Source organism: Streptomyces sp. NBC_01433, assembly GCF_026340105.1.
In the GTDB taxonomy this organism is placed as follows: domain Bacteria; phylum Actinomycetota; class Actinomycetes; order Streptomycetales; family Streptomycetaceae; genus Streptomyces.
This window is the reverse complement of the sequence record NZ_JAPEPM010000001.1, coordinates 1,264,944-1,282,659: the sequence shown is the minus strand read 5'-3', so window position 1 is coordinate 1,282,659 and position 17,716 is coordinate 1,264,944. Positions and strand designations below refer to the sequence as shown.

At 72.3% G+C, this 17,716-nt stretch carries 15 protein-coding genes; 12 read left to right on the top strand and 3 right to left on the bottom strand.

Features of this window, described 5'->3' with window-relative positions; genetic code table 11:
• The first annotated feature begins 7 nt into the window (after positions 1-7).
• On the top strand, positions 8-1,801 hold the full coding sequence (locus tag OG413_RS05540; RefSeq protein WP_266809912.1) for a DUF6350 family protein: 1,794 nt from the start codon (positions 8-10) through the stop codon (positions 1,799-1,801).
• Here OG413_RS05540 and OG413_RS05535 read toward each other — a convergent pair.
• The gene (locus OG413_RS05535; protein ID WP_266803294.1) at positions 1,791-2,684 is read right to left on the bottom strand and encodes a hypothetical protein; all 894 of its coding nucleotides are present in this window, start codon (positions 2,682-2,684) and stop codon (positions 1,791-1,793) included. The two genes, OG413_RS05540 and OG413_RS05535, sit on opposite strands and share 11 nt — an antisense overlap.
• Positions 2,685-2,943: 259 nt before the next feature.
• Between OG413_RS05535 and purN the strand changes: the two genes are divergently transcribed.
• The 3 genes from purN (at position 2,944) to OG413_RS05520 (ending at position 6,886) form a co-directional block, all read left to right on the top strand.
• Positions 2,944-3,600 (top strand): phosphoribosylglycinamide formyltransferase, encoded by a 657-nt coding sequence (gene purN / locus OG413_RS05530; RefSeq protein ID WP_266803293.1) that lies wholly within the window; start codon positions 2,944-2,946, stop codon positions 3,598-3,600.
• The gene (purH, locus tag OG413_RS05525; RefSeq protein ID WP_266803292.1) at positions 3,587-5,140 is read left to right on the top strand and encodes a bifunctional phosphoribosylaminoimidazolecarboxamide formyltransferase/IMP cyclohydrolase; all 1,554 of its coding nucleotides are present in this window, start codon (positions 3,587-3,589) and stop codon (positions 5,138-5,140) included. Before purN ends, purH begins: the two co-directional genes overlap by 14 nt.
• A 174-nt stretch (positions 5,141-5,314) precedes the next feature.
• On the top strand, positions 5,315-6,886 hold the full coding sequence (locus OG413_RS05520; RefSeq protein WP_266803291.1) for a DUF2079 domain-containing protein: 1,572 nt from the start codon (positions 5,315-5,317) through the stop codon (positions 6,884-6,886).
• 130 nt (positions 6,887-7,016) lie between these two features.
• Here the strand turns inward: OG413_RS05520 and OG413_RS05515 are convergent, their stop codons facing one another.
• Positions 7,017-7,616, bottom strand: coding sequence for an RDD family protein (locus tag OG413_RS05515; RefSeq protein ID WP_266803290.1), 600 nt, complete (start codon positions 7,614-7,616; stop codon positions 7,017-7,019).
• 226 nt (positions 7,617-7,842) lie between these two features.
• Here OG413_RS05515 and OG413_RS05510 point away from each other — a divergent pair, with 226 nt between their 5' ends.
• From OG413_RS05510 to OG413_RS05480, 7 genes are all read left to right on the top strand, one after another.
• The gene (locus OG413_RS05510; RefSeq protein ID WP_266803289.1) at positions 7,843-8,727 is read left to right on the top strand and encodes a bifunctional methylenetetrahydrofolate dehydrogenase/methenyltetrahydrofolate cyclohydrolase; all 885 of its coding nucleotides are present in this window, start codon (positions 7,843-7,845) and stop codon (positions 8,725-8,727) included.
• Between the two features lie 20 nt (positions 8,728-8,747).
• Complete coding sequence (locus tag OG413_RS05505) at positions 8,748-9,458, top strand: DUF3017 domain-containing protein (RefSeq protein WP_266803288.1); 711 nt, start codon at positions 8,748-8,750, stop codon at positions 9,456-9,458.
• A 366-nt stretch (positions 9,459-9,824) separates the two neighbouring features.
• Positions 9,825-10,973 carry an XRE family transcriptional regulator gene (locus tag OG413_RS05500; protein ID WP_266803287.1) on the top strand — a complete coding sequence of 383 codons (1,149 nt, stop codon included), beginning with the start codon at positions 9,825-9,827 and terminating at the stop codon, positions 10,971-10,973.
• Positions 10,974-11,194: 221 nt separating this feature from the next.
• On the top strand, positions 11,195-12,184 hold the full coding sequence (locus tag OG413_RS05495; RefSeq protein ID WP_266803286.1) for a malate dehydrogenase: 990 nt from the start codon (positions 11,195-11,197) through the stop codon (positions 12,182-12,184).
• A 263-nt stretch (positions 12,185-12,447) separates the two neighbouring features.
• Positions 12,448-14,274: a hypothetical protein gene (locus tag OG413_RS05490; protein ID WP_266803285.1), complete on the top strand. Its 1,827-nt coding sequence runs from the start codon at positions 12,448-12,450 to the stop codon at positions 14,272-14,274.
• A 2-nt stretch (positions 14,275-14,276) separates the two neighbouring features.
• Positions 14,277-14,657, top strand: a complete 381-nt coding sequence (locus OG413_RS05485) for a hypothetical protein (RefSeq protein WP_266803284.1) — start codon at positions 14,277-14,279, stop codon at positions 14,655-14,657.
• A 3-nt stretch (positions 14,658-14,660) separates the two neighbouring features.
• On the top strand, positions 14,661-15,599 hold the full coding sequence (locus OG413_RS05480; RefSeq protein ID WP_266803283.1) for a PsbP-related protein: 939 nt from the start codon (positions 14,661-14,663) through the stop codon (positions 15,597-15,599).
• 42 nt (positions 15,600-15,641) lie between these two features.
• Here the strand turns inward: OG413_RS05480 and OG413_RS05475 are convergent, their stop codons facing one another.
• A complete protein-coding gene (locus OG413_RS05475) occupies positions 15,642-16,199 on the bottom strand; it encodes a carboxymuconolactone decarboxylase family protein (protein ID WP_266803282.1) in 558 nt (185 codons plus the stop codon).
• Positions 16,200-16,246: 47 nt separating this feature from the next.
• Here OG413_RS05475 and OG413_RS05470 point away from each other — a divergent pair, with 47 nt between their 5' ends.
• Positions 16,247-17,647, top strand: a complete 1,401-nt coding sequence (locus tag OG413_RS05470) for a PLP-dependent aminotransferase family protein (protein ID WP_266803281.1) — start codon at positions 16,247-16,249, stop codon at positions 17,645-17,647.
• The last annotated feature ends 69 nt before the right edge of the window (positions 17,648-17,716 follow it).

Here is a 17,716-nt window from a genome sequence, read left to right as displayed (position 1 = left end):
GACCCAAGTGACCGAGCGCAGCCCGATGTTGTCGGCCGAGCGGGGCAGGTCCACCGCTCTGGCCTCCGCTTTTCTACGGGGAGTGATCGCGGCGGGGCTCGGGCTCGGCTCGCTCGCCGTGCTTGTCATGGTGCTGTGGATCAGCTCTCCGTACCCGGACAGCGGGCCCGGTGGAGCCCTGCACGTCGCGGCCGGGATCTGGCTGCTCGCGCATGGCGCCGAACTCGTCAGAACCGACACCCTCAGCGGTGTCCCGGCCCCCGTGGCGACCGTGCCGCTGCTGCTCGTACTGCTGCCGGTATGGCTGGCGCACCGGGCCGCCCGCGATGCGGCGGATCCCGACGAGGGGCGTGCCCGGCCCTCGCCGGCCGGCGCGTTCTGCGCGGTCACGGCCGGATATCTGCTGGTCGCGGCGAGTGCCGCGGCCTACGCGCGGGGCGGGTCGCTGAGTGCGGACCCGGACACGCTGGTGTTCCCGGCGGCCTTCGTGGTGGCGGGTTCGGCGGCGGCCGGGGTGTGGACGGCGGCCGGGCGCCCGCTGGGGTCCGTGCCGTCCTGGGCGCCGTTGTGGCTCCAGGAGGCCGTCGCGCGCACCCTCTTCCGGAACCGGGTCGAGGCGCTGTGGCGGTCCGCCGCGGCCGGGGTGATGGTGTTGCTCGGCGGCGGTGCCCTGGTGGTGGCGGTGGGACTGGTGTGGCACGCGCAGGAGACCCAGCAGTCGTTCCTGGCGCTCTCCGGCGACTGGGCGGGGCGGTTCGCCGTGCTCCTGCTGGCCCTGGTGCTGGTGCCGAACGCCGCGCTGTGGGGTGCCGCGTACGGCCTCGGCCCCGGATTCGCGCTCGGTACGGGGGCCACGGTCACCCCGCTCGCCTTCGCCGGGCAACCGGCTCTGCCCCACTTCCCGCTGCTGGCGGCGGTACCGGACCAGGGGCCCGGGTCGCTCGCGAACTGGGCGGCCGCGGTGGTCCCGGTCGCGGCCGGTCTGGCGGTCGCCTGGTTCACCGTACGGAGGGCGGTGCCGGTCCCCGCGGTGCGCGAGGGGTGCTGGAGCCCGCGGGAGACGGCGCTGGTGACGCTGCTGGCCGCGGTGGGCTGCGGGGCCGGTACGGCGGTGCTCACGGCGATGGCCGGGGGGCCGCTCGGGACCGGGGCGCTGGCGGACTTCGGGCCCGTGTGGTGGCTGACGGGCCCGGCCGCACTCGCGTGGACGGTGGTCATCGGCGTACCGCTGGCGCTGCTGCTACGGGTGTGGCGGCTGCGGGAGCCCGGGTGGGCGTGGCGGCGGACCGCGACGGAGGAACTCCAGGAGCCCCAGGAGCCCCAGCAGCCTCAGGTGGAGACGCGTCCCGGCAGCGACGCGAGCGGCGGCGGCAGCAGCGACGAGACCGCGAAGGAGACCGTGCAGGAGAGTGCCGGGCGGCGGCGCTGGTGGAAGCCGACGTGGAAGCGGAAGGGCAAGGCTGGGGACGGAGCGGACGAGGCCGCCGTGCCAGGAGCCATGCCCGGCTCCGGCTCGGCATCCGGCGTATCCGCGCCCGTGTCCGTGTCTGCTTCCCGTCCGGGGGGTACGTCCCGTGGGGCGGCAGGGGCGGCAGGGGCGGACGGGGCGGAGGCGGGCTTCGAGCCCTACGACTTCCTGCCGACCGACCCGTGGCACGACCCGGAGGCCAGGGAGGCTCGATGGGCCTCGCTCAAGCAGGGTTCCGGCGGACTCATGGCCGACTTTCCGCCGGATGTCCCGTCCGACCGGGCTCCGGAGCCCTCGCGGTCCCCGGAGCCCGGCCAGGGGGCTACTCCTTGACGCCGAAGAAGGGTTCCAGCGGCTTCGGCAGCAGATCGTTGCAGGCCAGTGCCCCGGACTTGGTCAGGGCGTCGTTCACGCAGGTGTAGTAGTCGCGGTAGACCAACTGGACCGTGAACGTCGTCGCGACGATCGACAGCGCGAGCAGGGCGGTCACCAGCCCGCTGACCGCCGCCGTGGTCAGCGGCCTGTTGCTGCCGCCCTGCGCGGTGGCGGGAGGAGCCCCGGGCGCGGGCGGTGTCGCGGGGCCCGCCGTCCCTCCCGTACCGGTCGCCGCGGTGGCGCCCGTACCGGCGCCCGCCCCCGCGGCTCCTGCCGCCCCGCCCTTCGCGGACGGGCTGCCGGGCTTGGCGCGCAGGGCGCTCAGCGCCCAGTAGACGGAGAGCGCGCCCAGGAGCAGGGCGACCTCCGGGAAGTCGAAGAGTGCGAAGAAGAACGCCCACATGCCGCCGAGCACCGCGTACCGGGCGCGCCGCTGGGCGGGGTCGGTCGGGTCCCAGCGCAGTCCGCCCGGGTTGCGCTCCGGTCCTCCCTGCCCGCCGGTGCCGCTGCCACCGGGGCGGCTGCCGAACCCGCCGTTGCCCCGGCCTGGCTGCTGGTCGCTCCACTGGCTGCCCCAGGCCGGGCGGTCGCCGGAGGAGCCGTCGCCCTTGCCGTTCTTGTCACCGTCCGAGGACGAGGACGAGGACGGGTGGCGCGGCTGCCACGGCTGGTCGGGCCGGTCCACGGGCGGCGTCGCGAACGGATTGTCGTCGGAGGAACCGGAGGAACCGGAGGAACCTGAAGGACCAGAAGTACCCGAAGGGCCAGAGGAACCAGGGGCACCAGAGGAACCAGAGGAACGAGAAAGGCGGAAGGCGGTGCGGTGGCGTCGGTCCGGCATGTGGTGAACGTCTTCCCCATCTCGTCATGTCCGTCCCGAGGACGGTTCGTCCGCCCGGTGGACGGCTCGCTGTCCCCTGACGCTACCTCCCGGTCACGCCCCCGTCCCGTGGGGGCCGCTGGGTGTGCCGGTATCGTTGCTGACGGTCGGCTCGTTCGTAGAGTTCCCCGTATCGAGGGGCGAGATTCTTTCGTACGACCGTACAAAGAGCACCGCAAGCACATCGCACCTGAGTTACCACGCGAGAAAGGGCCCAGCTGTGGCCTCCCCGCCCCCCTCCGCCGCTCCGGCCCGCCTCGTCGTGCTGGTCTCCGGATCCGGTACGAATCTCCAGGCCCTGCTCGACGCCATCGGTGACGACCCCGAGGGCTACGGCGCCCGGGTCGTCGCGGTCGGCGCGGACCGCGACGGCATCGTCGGTCTGGAGCGTGCCGAGCGTGCCGGGTTGCCCACGTTCGTGTGCAAGGTCAAGGACCACGCCACCCGCGAGGAGTGGGACGAGGCGCTCGCGGCCGCCACGGCCGCGCACCGCCCGGACCTCGTCGTCTCCGCGGGATTCATGAAGATCGTGGGCAGCGCGTTCCTCGCCGCGTTCGGCGGCCGGTTCATCAACACCCACCCCGCCCTGCTCCCCAGCTTTCCCGGTGCCCATGGGGTGCGTGACGCGCTCGCGTACGGCGTCAAGGTCACCGGCTGCACCGTCCACTTCGTCGACGACGGCGTCGACACCGGTCCGATCATCGCGCAGGGCGTGGTCGAGGTGACCGAAGAGGACACGCCGGAGGGCGAAGCCGCTCTCCATGAACGCATCAAGGAAGTCGAGCGCAAGCTGCTCGTCGAGGCCGTGGGGCGACTCGCCCGTGACGGCCATCGCATTGAGGGACGAAAGGTTCATCTCGGTCATGTCGGTGAATAAGCCCATCCGCCGCGCCCTGGTCAGTGTCTACGACAAGACGGGGCTCGAAGACCTCGCCCGCGGTCTGCACGGGGCGGGCGTCGAGCTCGTCTCCACCGGCTCCACCGCCGCGAGGATCGCCGCCGCCGGCGTGCCGGTCACCAAGGTCGAGGAGCTCACCGGTTTCCCCGAGTGCCTCGACGGCCGCGTGAAGACGCTGCACCCCCGCGTGCACGCCGGCATCCTCGCCGACCTGCGCCTGGACACCCACCGCGAGCAGCTCGCCGAACTCGGTGTGGAGCCCTTCGACCTCGTCGTCGTCAACCTGTACCCGTTCAAGGAGACCGTCGCCTCCGGCGCCTCCGACGACGAGTGCGTGGAGCAGATCGACATCGGCGGCCCGTCGATGGTCCGCGCCGCCGCCAAGAACCACCCGTCCGTGGCCGTCGTGACGAGCCCCGAGCGGTACGCCGACGTCCTCGCCGCCGTCGAGGCGGGCGGCTTCGACCTGAGCGCCCGCAAGCGCCTGGCCGCCGAGGCCTTCCAGCACACCGCCGCGTACGACGTGGCCGTGGCCTCCTGGTTCGCCGCCGATTACGCCGCCGCCGACGACTCGGGCTTCCCCGACTTCTTCGGTACGACGTACGAGCGCGGCAACGTCCTGCGCTACGGCGAGAACCCGCACCAGCCCGCCGCCCTCTACACCTCGGGCGCCGGTGGCCTGGCCGAGGCGGAGCAGCTGCACGGCAAGGAGATGTCGTACAACAACTACACGGACACCGACGCCGCGCGCCGGGCCGCGTACGACCACGCCGAGCCCTGCGTCGCGATCATCAAGCACGCCAACCCGTGCGGCATCGCGATCGCCGACGACGTTGCCGAAGCGCACCGCAACGCGCACGCCTGTGACCCGATGTCCGCGTTCGGCGGTGTCATCGCCGTCAACCGTCCGGTGACCGTCGCCATGGCCGAGCAGGTCGCGGAGATCTTCACCGAGGTCATCGTCGCCCCGGCGTACGAGGACGGCGCGGTCGAGGTGCTGGCCCGCAAGAAGAACATCCGTGTGCTGCGCTGCCCCGACGCCCCGGCCGCCGAGGTCGAGGTCAAGCCGATCGACGGCGGTGCGCTGCTCCAGGTCACCGACCGGCTCCAGGCCGACGGCGACAACCCGGCGAACTGGACCCTCGCCACCGGTGAGGCCCTCTCCGAGGACGAGCTCAAGGAGCTCGCCTTCGCGTGGAAGGCATGTCGCGCGGTCAAGTCCAACGCGATCCTGCTCGCCAAGGACGGCGCCTCGGTCGGTGTCGGCATGGGGCAGGTCAACCGTGTCGACTCCGCCAAGCTCGCCGTCGAGCGGGCGGGCGAGGAGCGGGCGCGCGGGGCGTACGCCGCCTCCGACGCGTTCTTCCCGTTCCCCGACGGCCTGGAGATCCTCACCGCGGCCGGTATCCGGGCCGTGGCCCAGCCCGGCGGATCGGTCCGCGACGAGCTGGTCGTCGAGGCCGCGCGGAAGGCGGGCGTGACCATGTACTTCACCGGCACGCGCCACTTCTTCCACTGAGTCGGCCCGTTCCGGCGCGGTCGAGTCGTTCCGCGTCGGCGCAGTGCGGGCCGTACCCTCTCCGGGGGTGCGGCCCGCACCGCGTCCGGGGGGTCCCGGGGTATCCCGGAATTCAGGACTTCGTCGCCCCTCTGTTCTAATAAACGGCCGTTGGGAATCCGTAGCGGGGGCGTCGTGCTTGATCTGAACAAAGGGAAACCGGGCCGGTCCGGCGCGGATGGCGACGGTCCGGCGTCCGGCGTGCCGGCCCCCGGTGGACCGGTGTTCGACGCGACCGCGGACGCGGCGGACACCGCAGGCACCGCGGACGCTTCGGGGGGCGTCGACACCGTGGGGGACGCCGACGGCAGCCGTGTTCCGCTGCGCCCGTACCTGATCGCCGCGGCCGTCCTGTGCGCGCTCTACTTCCTCTACTCCCACCTCCAGTACAGCCGGTTCGGCTCGCCCTCCTGGGACCTGGGGATATTCGAGCAGGAGGTACGGGCGTACGCCGGCCTGAACGCCCCCGTCGTCGACATCAAGGGCCCCGGCTATCTGATCCTCGGCGATCACTTCAGCCCGGTCGTGGCGCTGCTCGCCCCGCTCTACTGGATCTGGCCCTCCGCCGAAGCCCTGCTGTTCGCGCAGGCGGCGCTGTTCGCCGCCTCCGCCGCGGTCGTCGGGCGCACCACCCAGCAGATCCTGGGCGGCCGCTCGGGCCTGTGCGTCACCGTCGCGTACGGCCTCTCCTGGGGCCTCCAGGAAGCGGTGAAGTCCGACTTCCACGAAATCGCCTTCGCCGTACCGCTGCTCGCCCTCGTCTGCCGGGCCCTGCTCACCCGGCGATGGACCGCCGCCGTCCTCTGGTCCCTGCCGCTGGTCCTCGTCAAGGAGGACCTGGGCGCCACCGTCGCCGTCGTCGGCTTCCTGCTCTTCCTGTACGGCCGCAGGCTCCACGGCGCCCTGCTGGCGGCCTTCGGCGTACTGGCCTTCGTCGTCACCGTCCTCGTCCTCATACCGGCGGCCAGCAGCGCGGGGACGTACGACTACTGGACGAAGATCGACAAGAACGGCGAGCAGGACGTCTCCCTCTTCGACTCCGTCCTCGGCGCCCTCAACTCCTCGGTCAAGATCGAGATGCTGGTCTTCCTGGTCGGCGTCACCGCCTTCATGGCGCTGCGCTCGCCCCTGATCCTGCTCATCCTGCCCACGCTCGGCTGGCGCCTGCTGTCCCAGGACTCCTACCACTGGGGCATGGTCTGGCACTACAGCGCCATCCTGATGCCGGTGCTCTTCCTGGCCATGGCGGACGGCATCCGCCGCAGCCGCGCCTCCGCGCGCCCCTGGCTCGCCTCGTACGCGAAGGTCGCCGTCCCCGTCGCCACCGCGATCGCCGTGGCCCTCACCCAGCATCTGCCGCTGCGCGACCTGCTGCGTCCCGAGACCTACCGCACCGACGCGCGCACCCACGCGGCCCGGGAGGCGCTGGAGGCCATCCCCGCGGGGGCACGCGTCGAGACGGACATCACGCTGATGGCGCACCTCACGGGCGACCGCACCGTCTACTGGGTCGGCGGAGCCCCCGGTACCGCCCCCGACATCGTCGCCATCAACCTGGACTTCGGCTGGGCGCAGCCGATCACCGACCCGGTGGCGTACGCCCAGCAGCTCCACCCCGAGGCGCGTTACCGGCTCAAGCACCGGTCCGGGAGCTTCGTGGTCATGGAGCGCACCTCCCCGGCCCCGGCGGAGATCCCCGGGCGCTGAACCGCCCCGCCGCCCGTACGGGGTGGGGAGAGGCGACCGTCGGGACGGGCGGGACCATCGGGACGGGCGGGAAAACGCGCGGAGGCCGCCCCCGGTGAACGGGTGCGGCCTCCGGCGCGAGCGGGGCGGTTCAGCCGGCCTTGACGACCACCGACGAGCAGACCTTGTCCGCGAACGTCTGCTTCTTCGAGTCCCACAGCGGCCACAGCCAGCCGATGTAGCAGGCGACGCTGTCCAGGAAGTGGGCCAGGCGGCGCCCGAAGGCCATGCCGAAGCCGAGCGGACGGCCGTCGGCCTCGCGCAGCAGCCGGATGCCCACGGCCTTCTTGCCGACCGTCTGGCCCGTGGTGCCTTCCTGGTAGCACTGCCAGAGGGCGACGGCGATCATCGCGACGAAACCGATGACGGCGAGCACAACCCCCACGATGTCACCGACGCCTCCGCCGATGATGGCCACCATGTACGGAACCATGAGGATCAGGCCGTCGATGATGAACCCGCCGAGGCGCAGGCCCCAGTGGGCCAGTTCGGGCATGCCGCTGCCATAGCCCGGCTGCTGCTGCGGGTAGCCGCCGCCGTAGGGCTGGCCGGGCTGCTGCTGCGGGTAGCCGTAACCCTGCTGCGGGACACCCTGCGGAGCCTGCTGCGGGTAGCCGTAACCGGGCTGCTGGCCCTGGGGCGGCTGGCCGGGCTGCTGCCCGTACGGATTGTTCGGGTCGCCGAAGCTCATGGGGTGTTCCTTACAGCAGACGTGCGGGGACGGATGCGGCCGCACGGAGGAAGGAACAGCTCAGCGGTCCGCCCCCCGTACTACCGCGGCACTGCGACCATAATCGTTATAAGTCGCACGTAAGTTTGTCCAGTCCGGGTCACCAGGTGTTGTGCAAGTGCAACCTTGTGTCCACGCGGTGACCCGCAATTGGTATGCGGGCGGGGTCATCCGCGAGGATGGGAACATGACTGCCCAGATTCTCGATGGCAAGGCCACCGCTGCCGCGATCAAATCCGATCTGACCGTCCGTGTGGCGGCCCTCAAGGCCCAGGGCATCGTCCCCGGCCTGGGAACCCTGCTCGTCGGGGACGACCCGGGCAGCCGCTGGTACGTGAACGGCAAGCACCGTGACTGCGCGCAGGTCGGCATTGCCTCCATCCAGCGCGAACTGCCCGACACCGCGACCCAGGAGGAGATCGAGGAGGTCGTGCGCGAGCTCAACGACAACCCCGAGTGCACGGGTTACATCGTTCAGCTCCCCCTCCCCAAGGGCATCGACACCAACCGGGTCCTGGAACTGATGGACCCGGCCAAGGACGCCGACGGCCTGCACCCGATGAGCCTGGGCCGGCTGGTCCTCAACGAGACCGGCCCGCTGCCCTGCACGCCCCAGGGCGTCGTCCAGCTGCTCCGCGCCCATGGTGTGGAGATCAACGGGGCGCATGTCGTGGTCGTCGGACGCGGCGTCACCATCGGCCGCTCGATCCCGCTGCTGCTGACCCGTAAGACCGAGAACGCCACCGTCACCCAGTGCCACACCGGTACGCGTGACCTCTCCTCGCACCTCAGGCAGGCCGACATCATCGTGGCCGCCGCCGGTGTGCCGCACCTGATCAAGCCCGAGGACGTGAAGCCGGGCGCCGCCGTGCTCGACGTCGGCGTCAGCCGCGACGAGAACGGCAAGATCGTCGGAGACGTCCACCCCGGCGTCGCCGAGGTGGCCGCCTGGGTCGCCCCGAACCCCGGCGGTGTCGGCCCGATGACCCGCGCCCAGCTGCTGGTCAATGTGGTCGAGGCCGCCGAGCTGATGGCCGCCGAGGCCGCCGACGCCGCCGCGACCGCGGGCTGACCCGGACCGGAAGGAACCCCATGGGTGCTGGTACGAGTCAGGCCGAACCCGCTCCCGCCCGCCGGGAGTCGGGGGCGTCGGGGGAGCAGGGGAAGCCGGGGGAGCCGGGCGTGGCGACGGACGACGGAGCGGGCGGCGCGGTGGGCGACGGAACTGACGCGGTGACGAGCGAGGGCTCCGGCGGGACGGCCGGTGCCGGACTCGGTTCGGGTGCCGGCGCCGGTGCGGACGCCGGTTCCGAAGCCGAAGCTGTTTCCGGAGCCGATTCCGTTTCCGAAGCTGATGCGGAAACCGGTTCCGTTTCTGGTTCCGATTCCGGGCGCGCCGCTCCCCGTAGGTCGCGGCGCTTCCCGTCGCTGACCCGCGACACGGCCCGCCCCGAGGGCGGCGGCAGGGCGGCTCCGGGTGACGCGCCCGCCCCGGCGCGGCAGTGGCCGCTGCTCACCGTGCTCTGCACGGCCGGCGTGGGGCTGCTGATCGTCGCCACGGACCCGTTCGACCAGGCGTTCCGGATCGGCACGATGCTGATCGGGTTCGCGCTCGTCGCCGGGGCCGTGCTGCGCTGGGTGGTCCCCTCGGTCGGCATGCTCGCCGTGCGGTCCCGGTTCACCGATCTGGTCACGTACGGGCTGATGGGGACCCTGATCGTGATGCTCGCGCTGATGGCCCAGCCCAAGCCGTGGCTGGACATTCCGGTGCTGGAGGACGCGGTCCACTTCGCCATCCGCTGAGCCTGTTCCGACGGAGTGTCCGTCCCCTCCCCGAGGAGGACAGACACCCGTGGCCGGGGCTCAACCGAAGCGAGAAGCTCAGGTATGCGGTGATGTGCGTGGCCGTGCCTCGTCCCGCGTTCAGTCGTCGCGCAACGGTGGCAGACTGGCACGGCGCACGGTACGGAGCGCGGCGCACGACAAAGCGCGCCGCAGTCCGAATGCTTCTGTGCGCTCCCTCGTCAGGAACTGACACCCTGGCTCCGCACATCCCCTTGGGCAGCCCCGGAAACGGAAGACCGCCGAACCGGGCGTGGGGGCACGGAGCCGGTCGGCAGCGGGGCACAGCAGACACGTCCGGGGGAAAACGATGGGGGGAGAGAGGCCATGCCTCGCTGGAAGCCGCTACCGGAGGAACTCGACCCGCAGATACGGGAGTTCGCCAGCCAGTTGCGCAGGCTCGTCGACCGCGGCGGCCTGAGCATCGCCGCGGTGGCCGACCGCACGGGTTACAGCAAGACGTCATGGGAGCGGTATCTCAACGGGCGGCTGCTCGCGCCCAAGCGTGCCGTTCTCGCCCTCGCCGAGGTGACGGGCACCGACCAGAACCACCTGAGCGTCATGTGGGAGCTGGCCGAACGCGCCTGGAGCCGCTCCGAGATGCGCCACGACAGGACGATGGAGACCATCCGGATCACGGAAGCGCGCGCGGCGCTCGGTGAGTTCGGTACGGTCCCGGCGGCGGGCGCGGGCGGCCGGGGAGGCCGCTCCGGAAGCGGCAAACACGGTTCCGGGCGGTCCGGGAACGCCGACAGATCCGGGAACGCCGACAGGGGAGTCTCCACCGCGGCGGGCGCGGGACCCGGCGCGCACGCGTATGACGCGGCGCGCTCGCCGTCCGTACCCGTCCAGCGCGGCACGGTGCCGCAGATTCCGCGTCAGCCGCAGTCGCCGTACCACTCGCAAGCACAGCCCGGCCCCCAGTCGGGCCCCCCGCCGCAGCCGCCGAACCACAACGGCCGTCGGGGCAAGCCCGCGGGCCGCCGCAAGCCGGCCGTGGTCGTCGCGGGCGTCGTCGGCGTACTGCTGGTGGTGACCGCCGCGGTGCTCCTCACCGGCCTGGGCGGCGACGACGGTGAGAAGAAGACCGCCACGCCCCCGTCGGCCGCACCGACAACAGGCGCGGCGGAGCTGCCGGACGGCGTCGAGTGCAGCGGCGCCGACTGCACGGGACAGGACCCCGAGGCCATGGGCTGCGGCGGCCAGTACGCCCGTACGGTGTCCAGTGCCGTGGTCGGCGGCAGCCGGGTCGAGGTGCGTTACAGCGAGCCCTGTTCGGCGGCCTGGGCCCGGATCACCGAGGCCACCGCGGGCGACACCGTGCGGATCAGCGCGGGGAAGGCCGAGCAGGAGGGCACGGTGGACGCGGACAAGGACGCGTACACCTCGATGGTCGCGGTGAAGAAGGCCGACGACGCGAAGGCGTGCGTGACGCTCGCCTCCGGCACGAAGGGGTGCACCGTCCCCCAGGCGTGAGGGTGCGCCGCGCGGTCTGCCGGTGTGCGCGGTGCGTGCCGTGCATGCGGTGCGTGACCGGTTGTGTGCCGTGCCACAGGGGGGCGGGCGGCCGGGCGCGCGCGGGTCGGATAGCCTGACCGCTGGATATCTCTTCACATCAAGATTCAGAGGTGTCCAGCACCAGGGGACCGGCACGAGGGGTCGGGACCCCCACCGCCAGCTGTCTAACGGAGATCGCCATGACCCGCACTCCCGTGAATGTCACCGTGACCGGCGCAGCCGGCCAGATCGGCTACGCGCTGCTCTTCCGCATCGCCTCCGGCCACCTGCTCGGCCCGGACGTGCCGGTCAACCTGCGTCTCCTGGAGATCCCGCAGGGCCTCAAGGCCGCCGAGGGCACCGCGATGGAGCTCGACGACTGCGCCTTCCCGCTGCTGCGCAACATCGAGATCACGGACGACGCCAACGTCGGCTTCGCCGGTGCGAACGTCGCCCTGCTGGTCGGCGCACGCCCGCGCACCAAGGGCATGGAGCGCGGTGACCTGCTCGCCGCCAACGGTGGCATCTTCAAGCCGCAGGGCAAGGCCATCAACGACAACGCCGCGGACGACATCAAGGTCCTCGTCGTCGGCAACCCGGCCAACACCAACGCGCTCATCGCGCAGGCCGCCGCCCCGGACGTACCGGCCGAGCGCTTCACCGCGATGACCCGCCTGGACCACAACCGCGCGATCTCGCAGCTGGCCGCCAAGACCGGTGCCGCCGTCTCCGACATCAAGAAGCTGACGATCTGGGGCAACCACTCGGCCACCCAGTACCCGGACATCTTCCACGCGGAGGTGGCCGGCAAGAACGCCGCCGAGCTCGTCGCCGACGAGGCGTGGCTGGCCGACACCTTCATCCCCACCGTGGCCAAGCGCGGCGCCGCGATCATCGAGGCCCGTGGCGCGTCCTCGGCCGCCTCGGCCGCCAACGCCGCCATCGACCACGTGCACACCTGGGTCAACGGCACCGCCGCGGGCGACTGGACCTCGATGGGTATCCCGTCGGACGGCTCCTACGGCGTGCCCGAGGGCATCATCTCGTCGTTCCCGGTCACCACGAAGAACGGCACGTACGAGATCGTCCAGGGCCTGGACATCAACGAGTTCTCCCGCGCGCGCATCGACGCGTCGGTGAAGGAGCTCACCGAGGAGCGCGACGCGGTGCGCGAGCTCGGCCTGATCTGATCGGATTCCGGCCCCGGTCGGATCCGCCCGCCGTACGTCGAAGCGCCCCCGCAGCCTCCGCTGCCGGGGGCGCTTCGCCGTTTCGTCCCGGTCCGCGCCCAGCCCGCGTCCGGTTCGGGGCATACCTGAACGATCCGTCGCACGTGTCGGCGCGATGGCCTGCAAATCGCCTCCACCCGGCGGCGCGATCCAGGTATGTTGTCCCCTTTCCATCACCGACTCGCGTCACTGCCAAGCGGGTTGGGGTCAGCAAGGGGGAACCGGTGACCCAGAGTGCCGTGCCGCGGCCGTCGCGGGGCCAGGACGATCTGCTCGGGAAACCGCCCGTGCCTCCGGCCGCGAGCGAGGCGTGCAGACTGCTCTGCGCCGGGGTCTATCTGCACGACGGCTACCGCGATGCCGTGATCGACCAGCTCTACGTGCAGGAAGAACGGATCGCCGCCCCGTCGACGGGCTTCGACGCGGCACGGGTGCTGGCCCACGCCCTGCGGGCGCGCCGTGCCGAACTCTGGTGGGCCGCGGGCATCCTGTGCGCCTGGCTGCTGGGTGTCGTGCTCACCAGAGGTGGCATCGCCGCCCTGGTGATGCCGTGCGTCCTCCTCGCCCTCGCCCCCTTGATCCGGGGGTCCGCGCGCAATCCGCCGGTCTACCGGCGGATCCCGGCGTTCCTGATGCGCTGGTACGGGCGGCTCCTGCTGTTCACCTTCGTGCTCTGGATGGCCGGCGGCACCCTCTACGGTCTCTTCGGCGACGACGATTCCGAGGGCTACGGCCTCTCCGTACTGACCGGCGGTTTCACCTCCGGTGAGTCCGGCTCGGGCGCCGCTTGGGGAGCGCTGGCCTTCTTCGCCCTGATCGCCGCGCTGGTGGGGCTCCGGCGCGGTCAGTTCGCCCGGGTCATGGCCGGTGAGCTGGCCAGGAAGAACTTCGCCGACCTCGCCGCCGACCCGGCCGAACACGCCGTGGGCGGCCGCTTCCGGCGGCTCCAGCAGCGGATCAGGCTGGAGCAGCACGCCCCGTTGATCATGTACAGCGCCAACGACCCGTTCTGCGGCGCCGGGGTCCCGTACCACCCGTGGAATCTGGCCGTCGAGCTCCGGCCGAGCGAGGACGGCCCGACCGAGCCGATCGACAACGCGCGGATCCTCCGCCGGATCGTGCCGCTGCTGGAGGCGCTGCGGGTGCCGTCCGCGCACGGTTCGCCGGAGGCCGCCGATGCCGTACGGGACCGGCTCCGTGAGCTGCTGATCGACGAGTGCGTGTTCCTGCCGGTCGTGGGCATGCCGCGGCGCGAGGACGCCCCGTACGGCCCCCAGGGCTTCGAAACCCACCGGCTGGGCGCCGTCGAGGAGGGCGGCGAGAGCCGCAGGCACTTCCTGCGCATCCGGGTCGGCGGGTGGAACGAGGAGGTCGTCGTCACCGTCTTCGTCCGGGTCCACACCCAGGGCGGGATGCTGATGCTGGAACTCGCGCCGCACGTCCTGATGCCGGTGCACCCGCTGTTCCAGGAGGCCGACCGGACCGCCCACCGGCACCGCAACAACAACTGGTTCGGGAAGGCCGCCTGGGCGGTGGCCCGCACCCCTGGCTCGCTGGTGCGGTCGGTCATCACTCTGGGGCGCGGCGCGGTCAGTGGCTGGACGCTGCTCACGGCGGGCAACAGCGGTGCGCTCCCGGACGGGCCCGCGATGTCGATCCGGCAGCTGGGCGCGGACGACGAGGCATCGCTGTTCCAGGACATGGACATCAACCGGTATCTGAAAAGCATTCAGGACCGGGTGACCGGTGGTGTACGACTGGCCCTGCGGGAAGCGGGCTGGCAGACCGACGAGTTCGAGCAGAAGGTCGTGAACATCGGTGCGGGCGGGGTCTTCATCGAGTCCGCGAAGGACAGCGCGATCGGCATCGGGGACCACAACGCCATCACGCACACCGACAAGCGGACCGCGGCGAACCCGAACACGGCCGCCGGGGCGAAGCCCGGCACGAAGCAGGGGCCCGGCGCGCCGAAGCCCCCGCCGAAGGCGTCCGGCCCCGGCCCCGGACCCGCGCCGCGCACCTACCAGCACCCGAACAGCGGAGGTAAGTGATCATGGAGACGCCCGACGGGCAGGAGCCGGGCCGACGGACCGTCCACGTGGGGTCGGTGACCGGCAGCGCGTTCGCCATCGGTGACCACAACACCGTCACGCAGCACCAGCACGCCGCCCCCGCCGACGAGAGCCAGGCCGAACTGCTGCGTGCCGTGCGGCTGCTCCGCGCCGACCTCGAACGGTTCGTCCGCTCGGACACCACGGAGATCCTCGACGCCGAACTGGTCTCGGTCGAGGAGGAGATCGAGACCGGTGGCGCCGCCGCACCCGGCCGGCTCGCCCGGCTCCAGGAGGCGTTGGCGGCGGCCGGTGCCCTCACCGGGACGCTGGCGTCCGGTGTCGCCGTGGGACAGGCGCTCGCCGCCCTGCTGGGAGGCTGAACGATGACCGGGGGCGGCGGACCGCGCTGGAACGACGAGACACAGAGCTGGGAGACCGAGGAGCGGCGCGCCTACACCCCGCCGCCCCCGCCGCTGCCCTCCGTACCGCCCGTGGTGCCCGGGGTGCCGGCGGTGCCTGCTCCGCCCGTACCGCCGGGTCCGCCCGGTCCGCCCGGTCCGGCGGACACGTACAACAACATCACCGGGACCTTCGTCGCGGGCGGCGCGAAGTCCTTCCGGGAGCGCGTCACCCCGCTGACCGCCGGTCTCGCCGTGGCCGTGCTCGCGGTGGGCGCGGCGACGCTGTGGTTCACGCTCGGCGGCGAGGACGATGACGGCCGCGAAGGTGCGCAGGGCCCCAGCGCCACGTCCACCGAGTCCGCGGCCACCGGTGGCGGGGGTACCGGCGGCCAGGAGACCACCGGCACGGACAGCCCGCCGCCTCCCGACGCCTCGGCGTCGGAGTCCGTGTCGCCGTCCGGCGCCCTGGAGGCGGGCTATACGGAGGCCGACGACGAGGAAGGCTTCACGATCGCCGTTCCGGAGGAGTGGGACGTGCGCACCGAGGAAGGCAACGGGGTGTTCTACGAGCCGGCGGGCGGGGCGGAGCTGCTCCAGATCTTCCGGGTCTCGGAGCCGTCCATGACCGCGTTGAAGGCGGTACGAGCGGCCTCCGACGAGCGCAGCGTCAACCCGGGTTTCGAGGAGGTCCGGATCGGCGCGGTGGAGAACACCGGAGGCGGTGAGGCGGCCGAGCTGGTCTACGCCTACGACAGCGAGGAGACCGGTGGCCGGCGCCAGGTCGTCGAGCGCGTGTTCACCGCCTCGGACGGACGGCTGTACGCGGTGCTGGTCGCCGCACCCGACACGGCCTGGCCACGTCAGGAGGAGATCCTGGACGTGGCCGTGAGGCACTTCGATCCGTACGGCAACCCTTTCTGATCCGTACGGCAACCCTTTCCGACGGGGGGCACCGCGCCTCGCTCAGTGCTTGATGTCGCCGGGCGTGTAGTGGCCGGGGACCTGGCGGGTGGCCACCCCGAAACGGTTCCAGGCGTTGATCACCGTGATCGCGGCGAGCAGCTGCGCGAGCTCCGCCTCCTCGAAGTGCTCGGCGGCCTTCGCGTACACCTCGTCGGGGACGAAGCCGTCTGTCAGGACGGTGACGGCCTCGGTCAGCTCGATCGCCGCCAGCTCCTTCTCCGTGTAGAAGTGCCGCGACTCCTCCCAGGCGCTGAGCTGGATGATCCGCTCGACGGACTCGCCCGCGGCGAGCGCGTCCTTGGAGTGCATGTCCAGGCAGAGGGCACAGCGGTTGAGCTGCGAGGCCCGGACCTTCACCAGCTCGACCAGGACCGGGTCCAGTCCCTTCCGGGAGGCGATGTCCAGCCGGACCATGGCCTTGTAGACATCGGGGGCGAGCTGGGCCCAGGGCAGGCGGGCCGGGTGTTCGGGGGCGTACCCGGAGGGGGCATACGCGGAGGGGGTGTGGTCGGCGGCGGTGTGGCCGGAGGCGGTGTGGTCGTGCGCGTGTGTCGTCATACCGGCGACATTACGGGCACGGTGGCGCAGCTGTATGGTCCATTTCCATGACGGATTCCTGGGCCACTTTCGGCGCCGACCTGCACCTCGACCGGGTCGGCGGGGGCCTGCGCAGCGGGCTGATGGAGGCGTTGCGGAAGGCCGTACGCACCGGGCGGCTGGCCCCCGGAACCCGCCTGCCGTCCTCCCGTTCGCTCGCCACGGACCTGGGCATCGCCCGGAACACGGTCGCCGACGCGTACGCCGAACTGGTCGCCGAGGGCTGGCTCACCGCCCGGCAGGGCTCGGGGACCCGGGTCGCGCCGCGGTCCGCGCCGCGCGAGGCGGACCGGGCCGCGCCCCTGTCCCGTCCGCCGCGGTCCGGGCCCGCCCACAGCCTGAAGCCCGGGTCACCGGACCTCTCCGCCTTCCCGCGCACCGAGTGGCTCAAGGCGGCCCGCCGCGCGCTGACCGATGCCCCCAACGAGGCGTTCGGGTACGGCGATCCGCGCGGACGCGTCGAGCTGCGCACCGTACTGGCCGGCTATCTGGCGCGGGCCCGCGGCGTGTACGCGGCTCCGGAGCGGATCGTGATCTGTTCCGGGTTCGTCCACGGGCTGATGCTGCTGGGCAAGGTGCTCGGGCAGCGCCGGGTGCGGGAGGTCGCCGTCGAGTCGTACGGGCTCGATGCGCACTGGAACCTCCTGACGGAGGCCGGTCTTCGCACCCCGTGCCTGCCGATGGACGCGCGCGGCTCCAGGACCGGGGAGCTGGCCGGGATGCACGGTGCCGGGGCGGTCCTGATGACGCCCGCGCACCAGTTCCCGACGGGCGTCCCGCTGCACCCGGACCGGCGGGCCGCCGCGGTGGACTGGGCCCGGTCCACGGCGGGGCTGATCCTGGAGGACGACTACGACGGGGAGTTCCGCTACGACCGGCAGGCGGTGGGGGCGCTCCAGGGGCTGGATCCGGAGCGGGTCGTCTACTTCGGGACCGCCAGCAAGTCCCTCGCGCCCGGCCTCAGACTGGGCTGGATGGTGCTGCCCCAGGGCATGGTGGCGGAGGTGGCGCGCGCCAAGGGGGTATCCGACTGGATGACGGGTGCGCCGGACCAGCTGACGCTCGCGGAGTTCATCGCCTCGGGGGCGTACGACCGGCACGTGCGGTCCATGCGGCTGCGCTACCGGCGCCGCCGCGACCAGCTCGTCGCGGCGCTCGCCGAACGCGCGCCGGACATCCGGGTCGGCGGCATCGCGGCCGGGCTGCATGCGGTCCTCGAACTCCCCGAGGGCAGTGAGCGCGCGGTGATCCAGGCGGCGGCCCGGCAGGGGCTGGCCCTGGAGGGCCTCGCCCGCTTCCGGCACCGCGACGCCCCGGCGGGCCGCGACGCGCTGGTGATCGGTTACGGCTCCCCACCCGACAGCGCCTGGGCGGGCACGCTGGACGCCCTGTGCCGGGTCCTGCCGTAGAACCGCCGCGTCCGCGCTCCCGCGTACACCCGCGCTTGCGGGGTTACGTCGCGTCGCGGGGCCCCGCCC

What these genes read in the sequence shown, in the direction of transcription:
- OG413_RS05500 (WP_266803287.1), top strand. Translation starts at nt 9,825, where the DNA reads ATGCCTCGCTGGAAGCCGCTACCGGAGGAACTCGACCCGCAGATACGG.
- OG413_RS05495 (WP_266803286.1), top strand. Translation starts at nt 11,195, where the DNA reads ATGACCCGCACTCCCGTGAATGTCACCGTGACCGGCGCAGCCGGCCAG.
- OG413_RS05505 (WP_266803288.1), top strand. Translation starts at nt 8,748, where the DNA reads ATGGGTGCTGGTACGAGTCAGGCCGAACCCGCTCCCGCCCGCCGGGAG.
- OG413_RS05470 (WP_266803281.1), top strand. Translation starts at nt 16,247, where the DNA reads ATGACGGATTCCTGGGCCACTTTCGGCGCCGACCTGCACCTCGACCGG.
- OG413_RS05480 (WP_266803283.1), top strand. Translation starts at nt 14,661, where the DNA reads ATGACCGGGGGCGGCGGACCGCGCTGGAACGACGAGACACAGAGCTGG.
- OG413_RS05485 (WP_266803284.1), top strand. Translation starts at nt 14,277, where the DNA reads ATGGAGACGCCCGACGGGCAGGAGCCGGGCCGACGGACCGTCCACGTG.
- OG413_RS05535 (WP_266803294.1), bottom strand. Translation starts at nt 2,684, where the DNA reads ATGCCGGACCGACGCCACCGCACCGCCTTCCGCCTTTCTCGTTCCTCT.
- OG413_RS05510 (WP_266803289.1), top strand. Translation starts at nt 7,843, where the DNA reads ATGACTGCCCAGATTCTCGATGGCAAGGCCACCGCTGCCGCGATCAAA.
- OG413_RS05515 (WP_266803290.1), bottom strand. Translation starts at nt 7,616, where the DNA reads ATGAGCTTCGGCGACCCGAACAATCCGTACGGGCAGCAGCCCGGCCAG.
- OG413_RS05475 (WP_266803282.1), bottom strand. Translation starts at nt 16,199, where the DNA reads ATGACGACACACGCGCACGACCACACCGCCTCCGGCCACACCGCCGCC.
- purH (WP_266803292.1), top strand. Translation starts at nt 3,587, where the DNA reads ATGTCGGTGAATAAGCCCATCCGCCGCGCCCTGGTCAGTGTCTACGAC.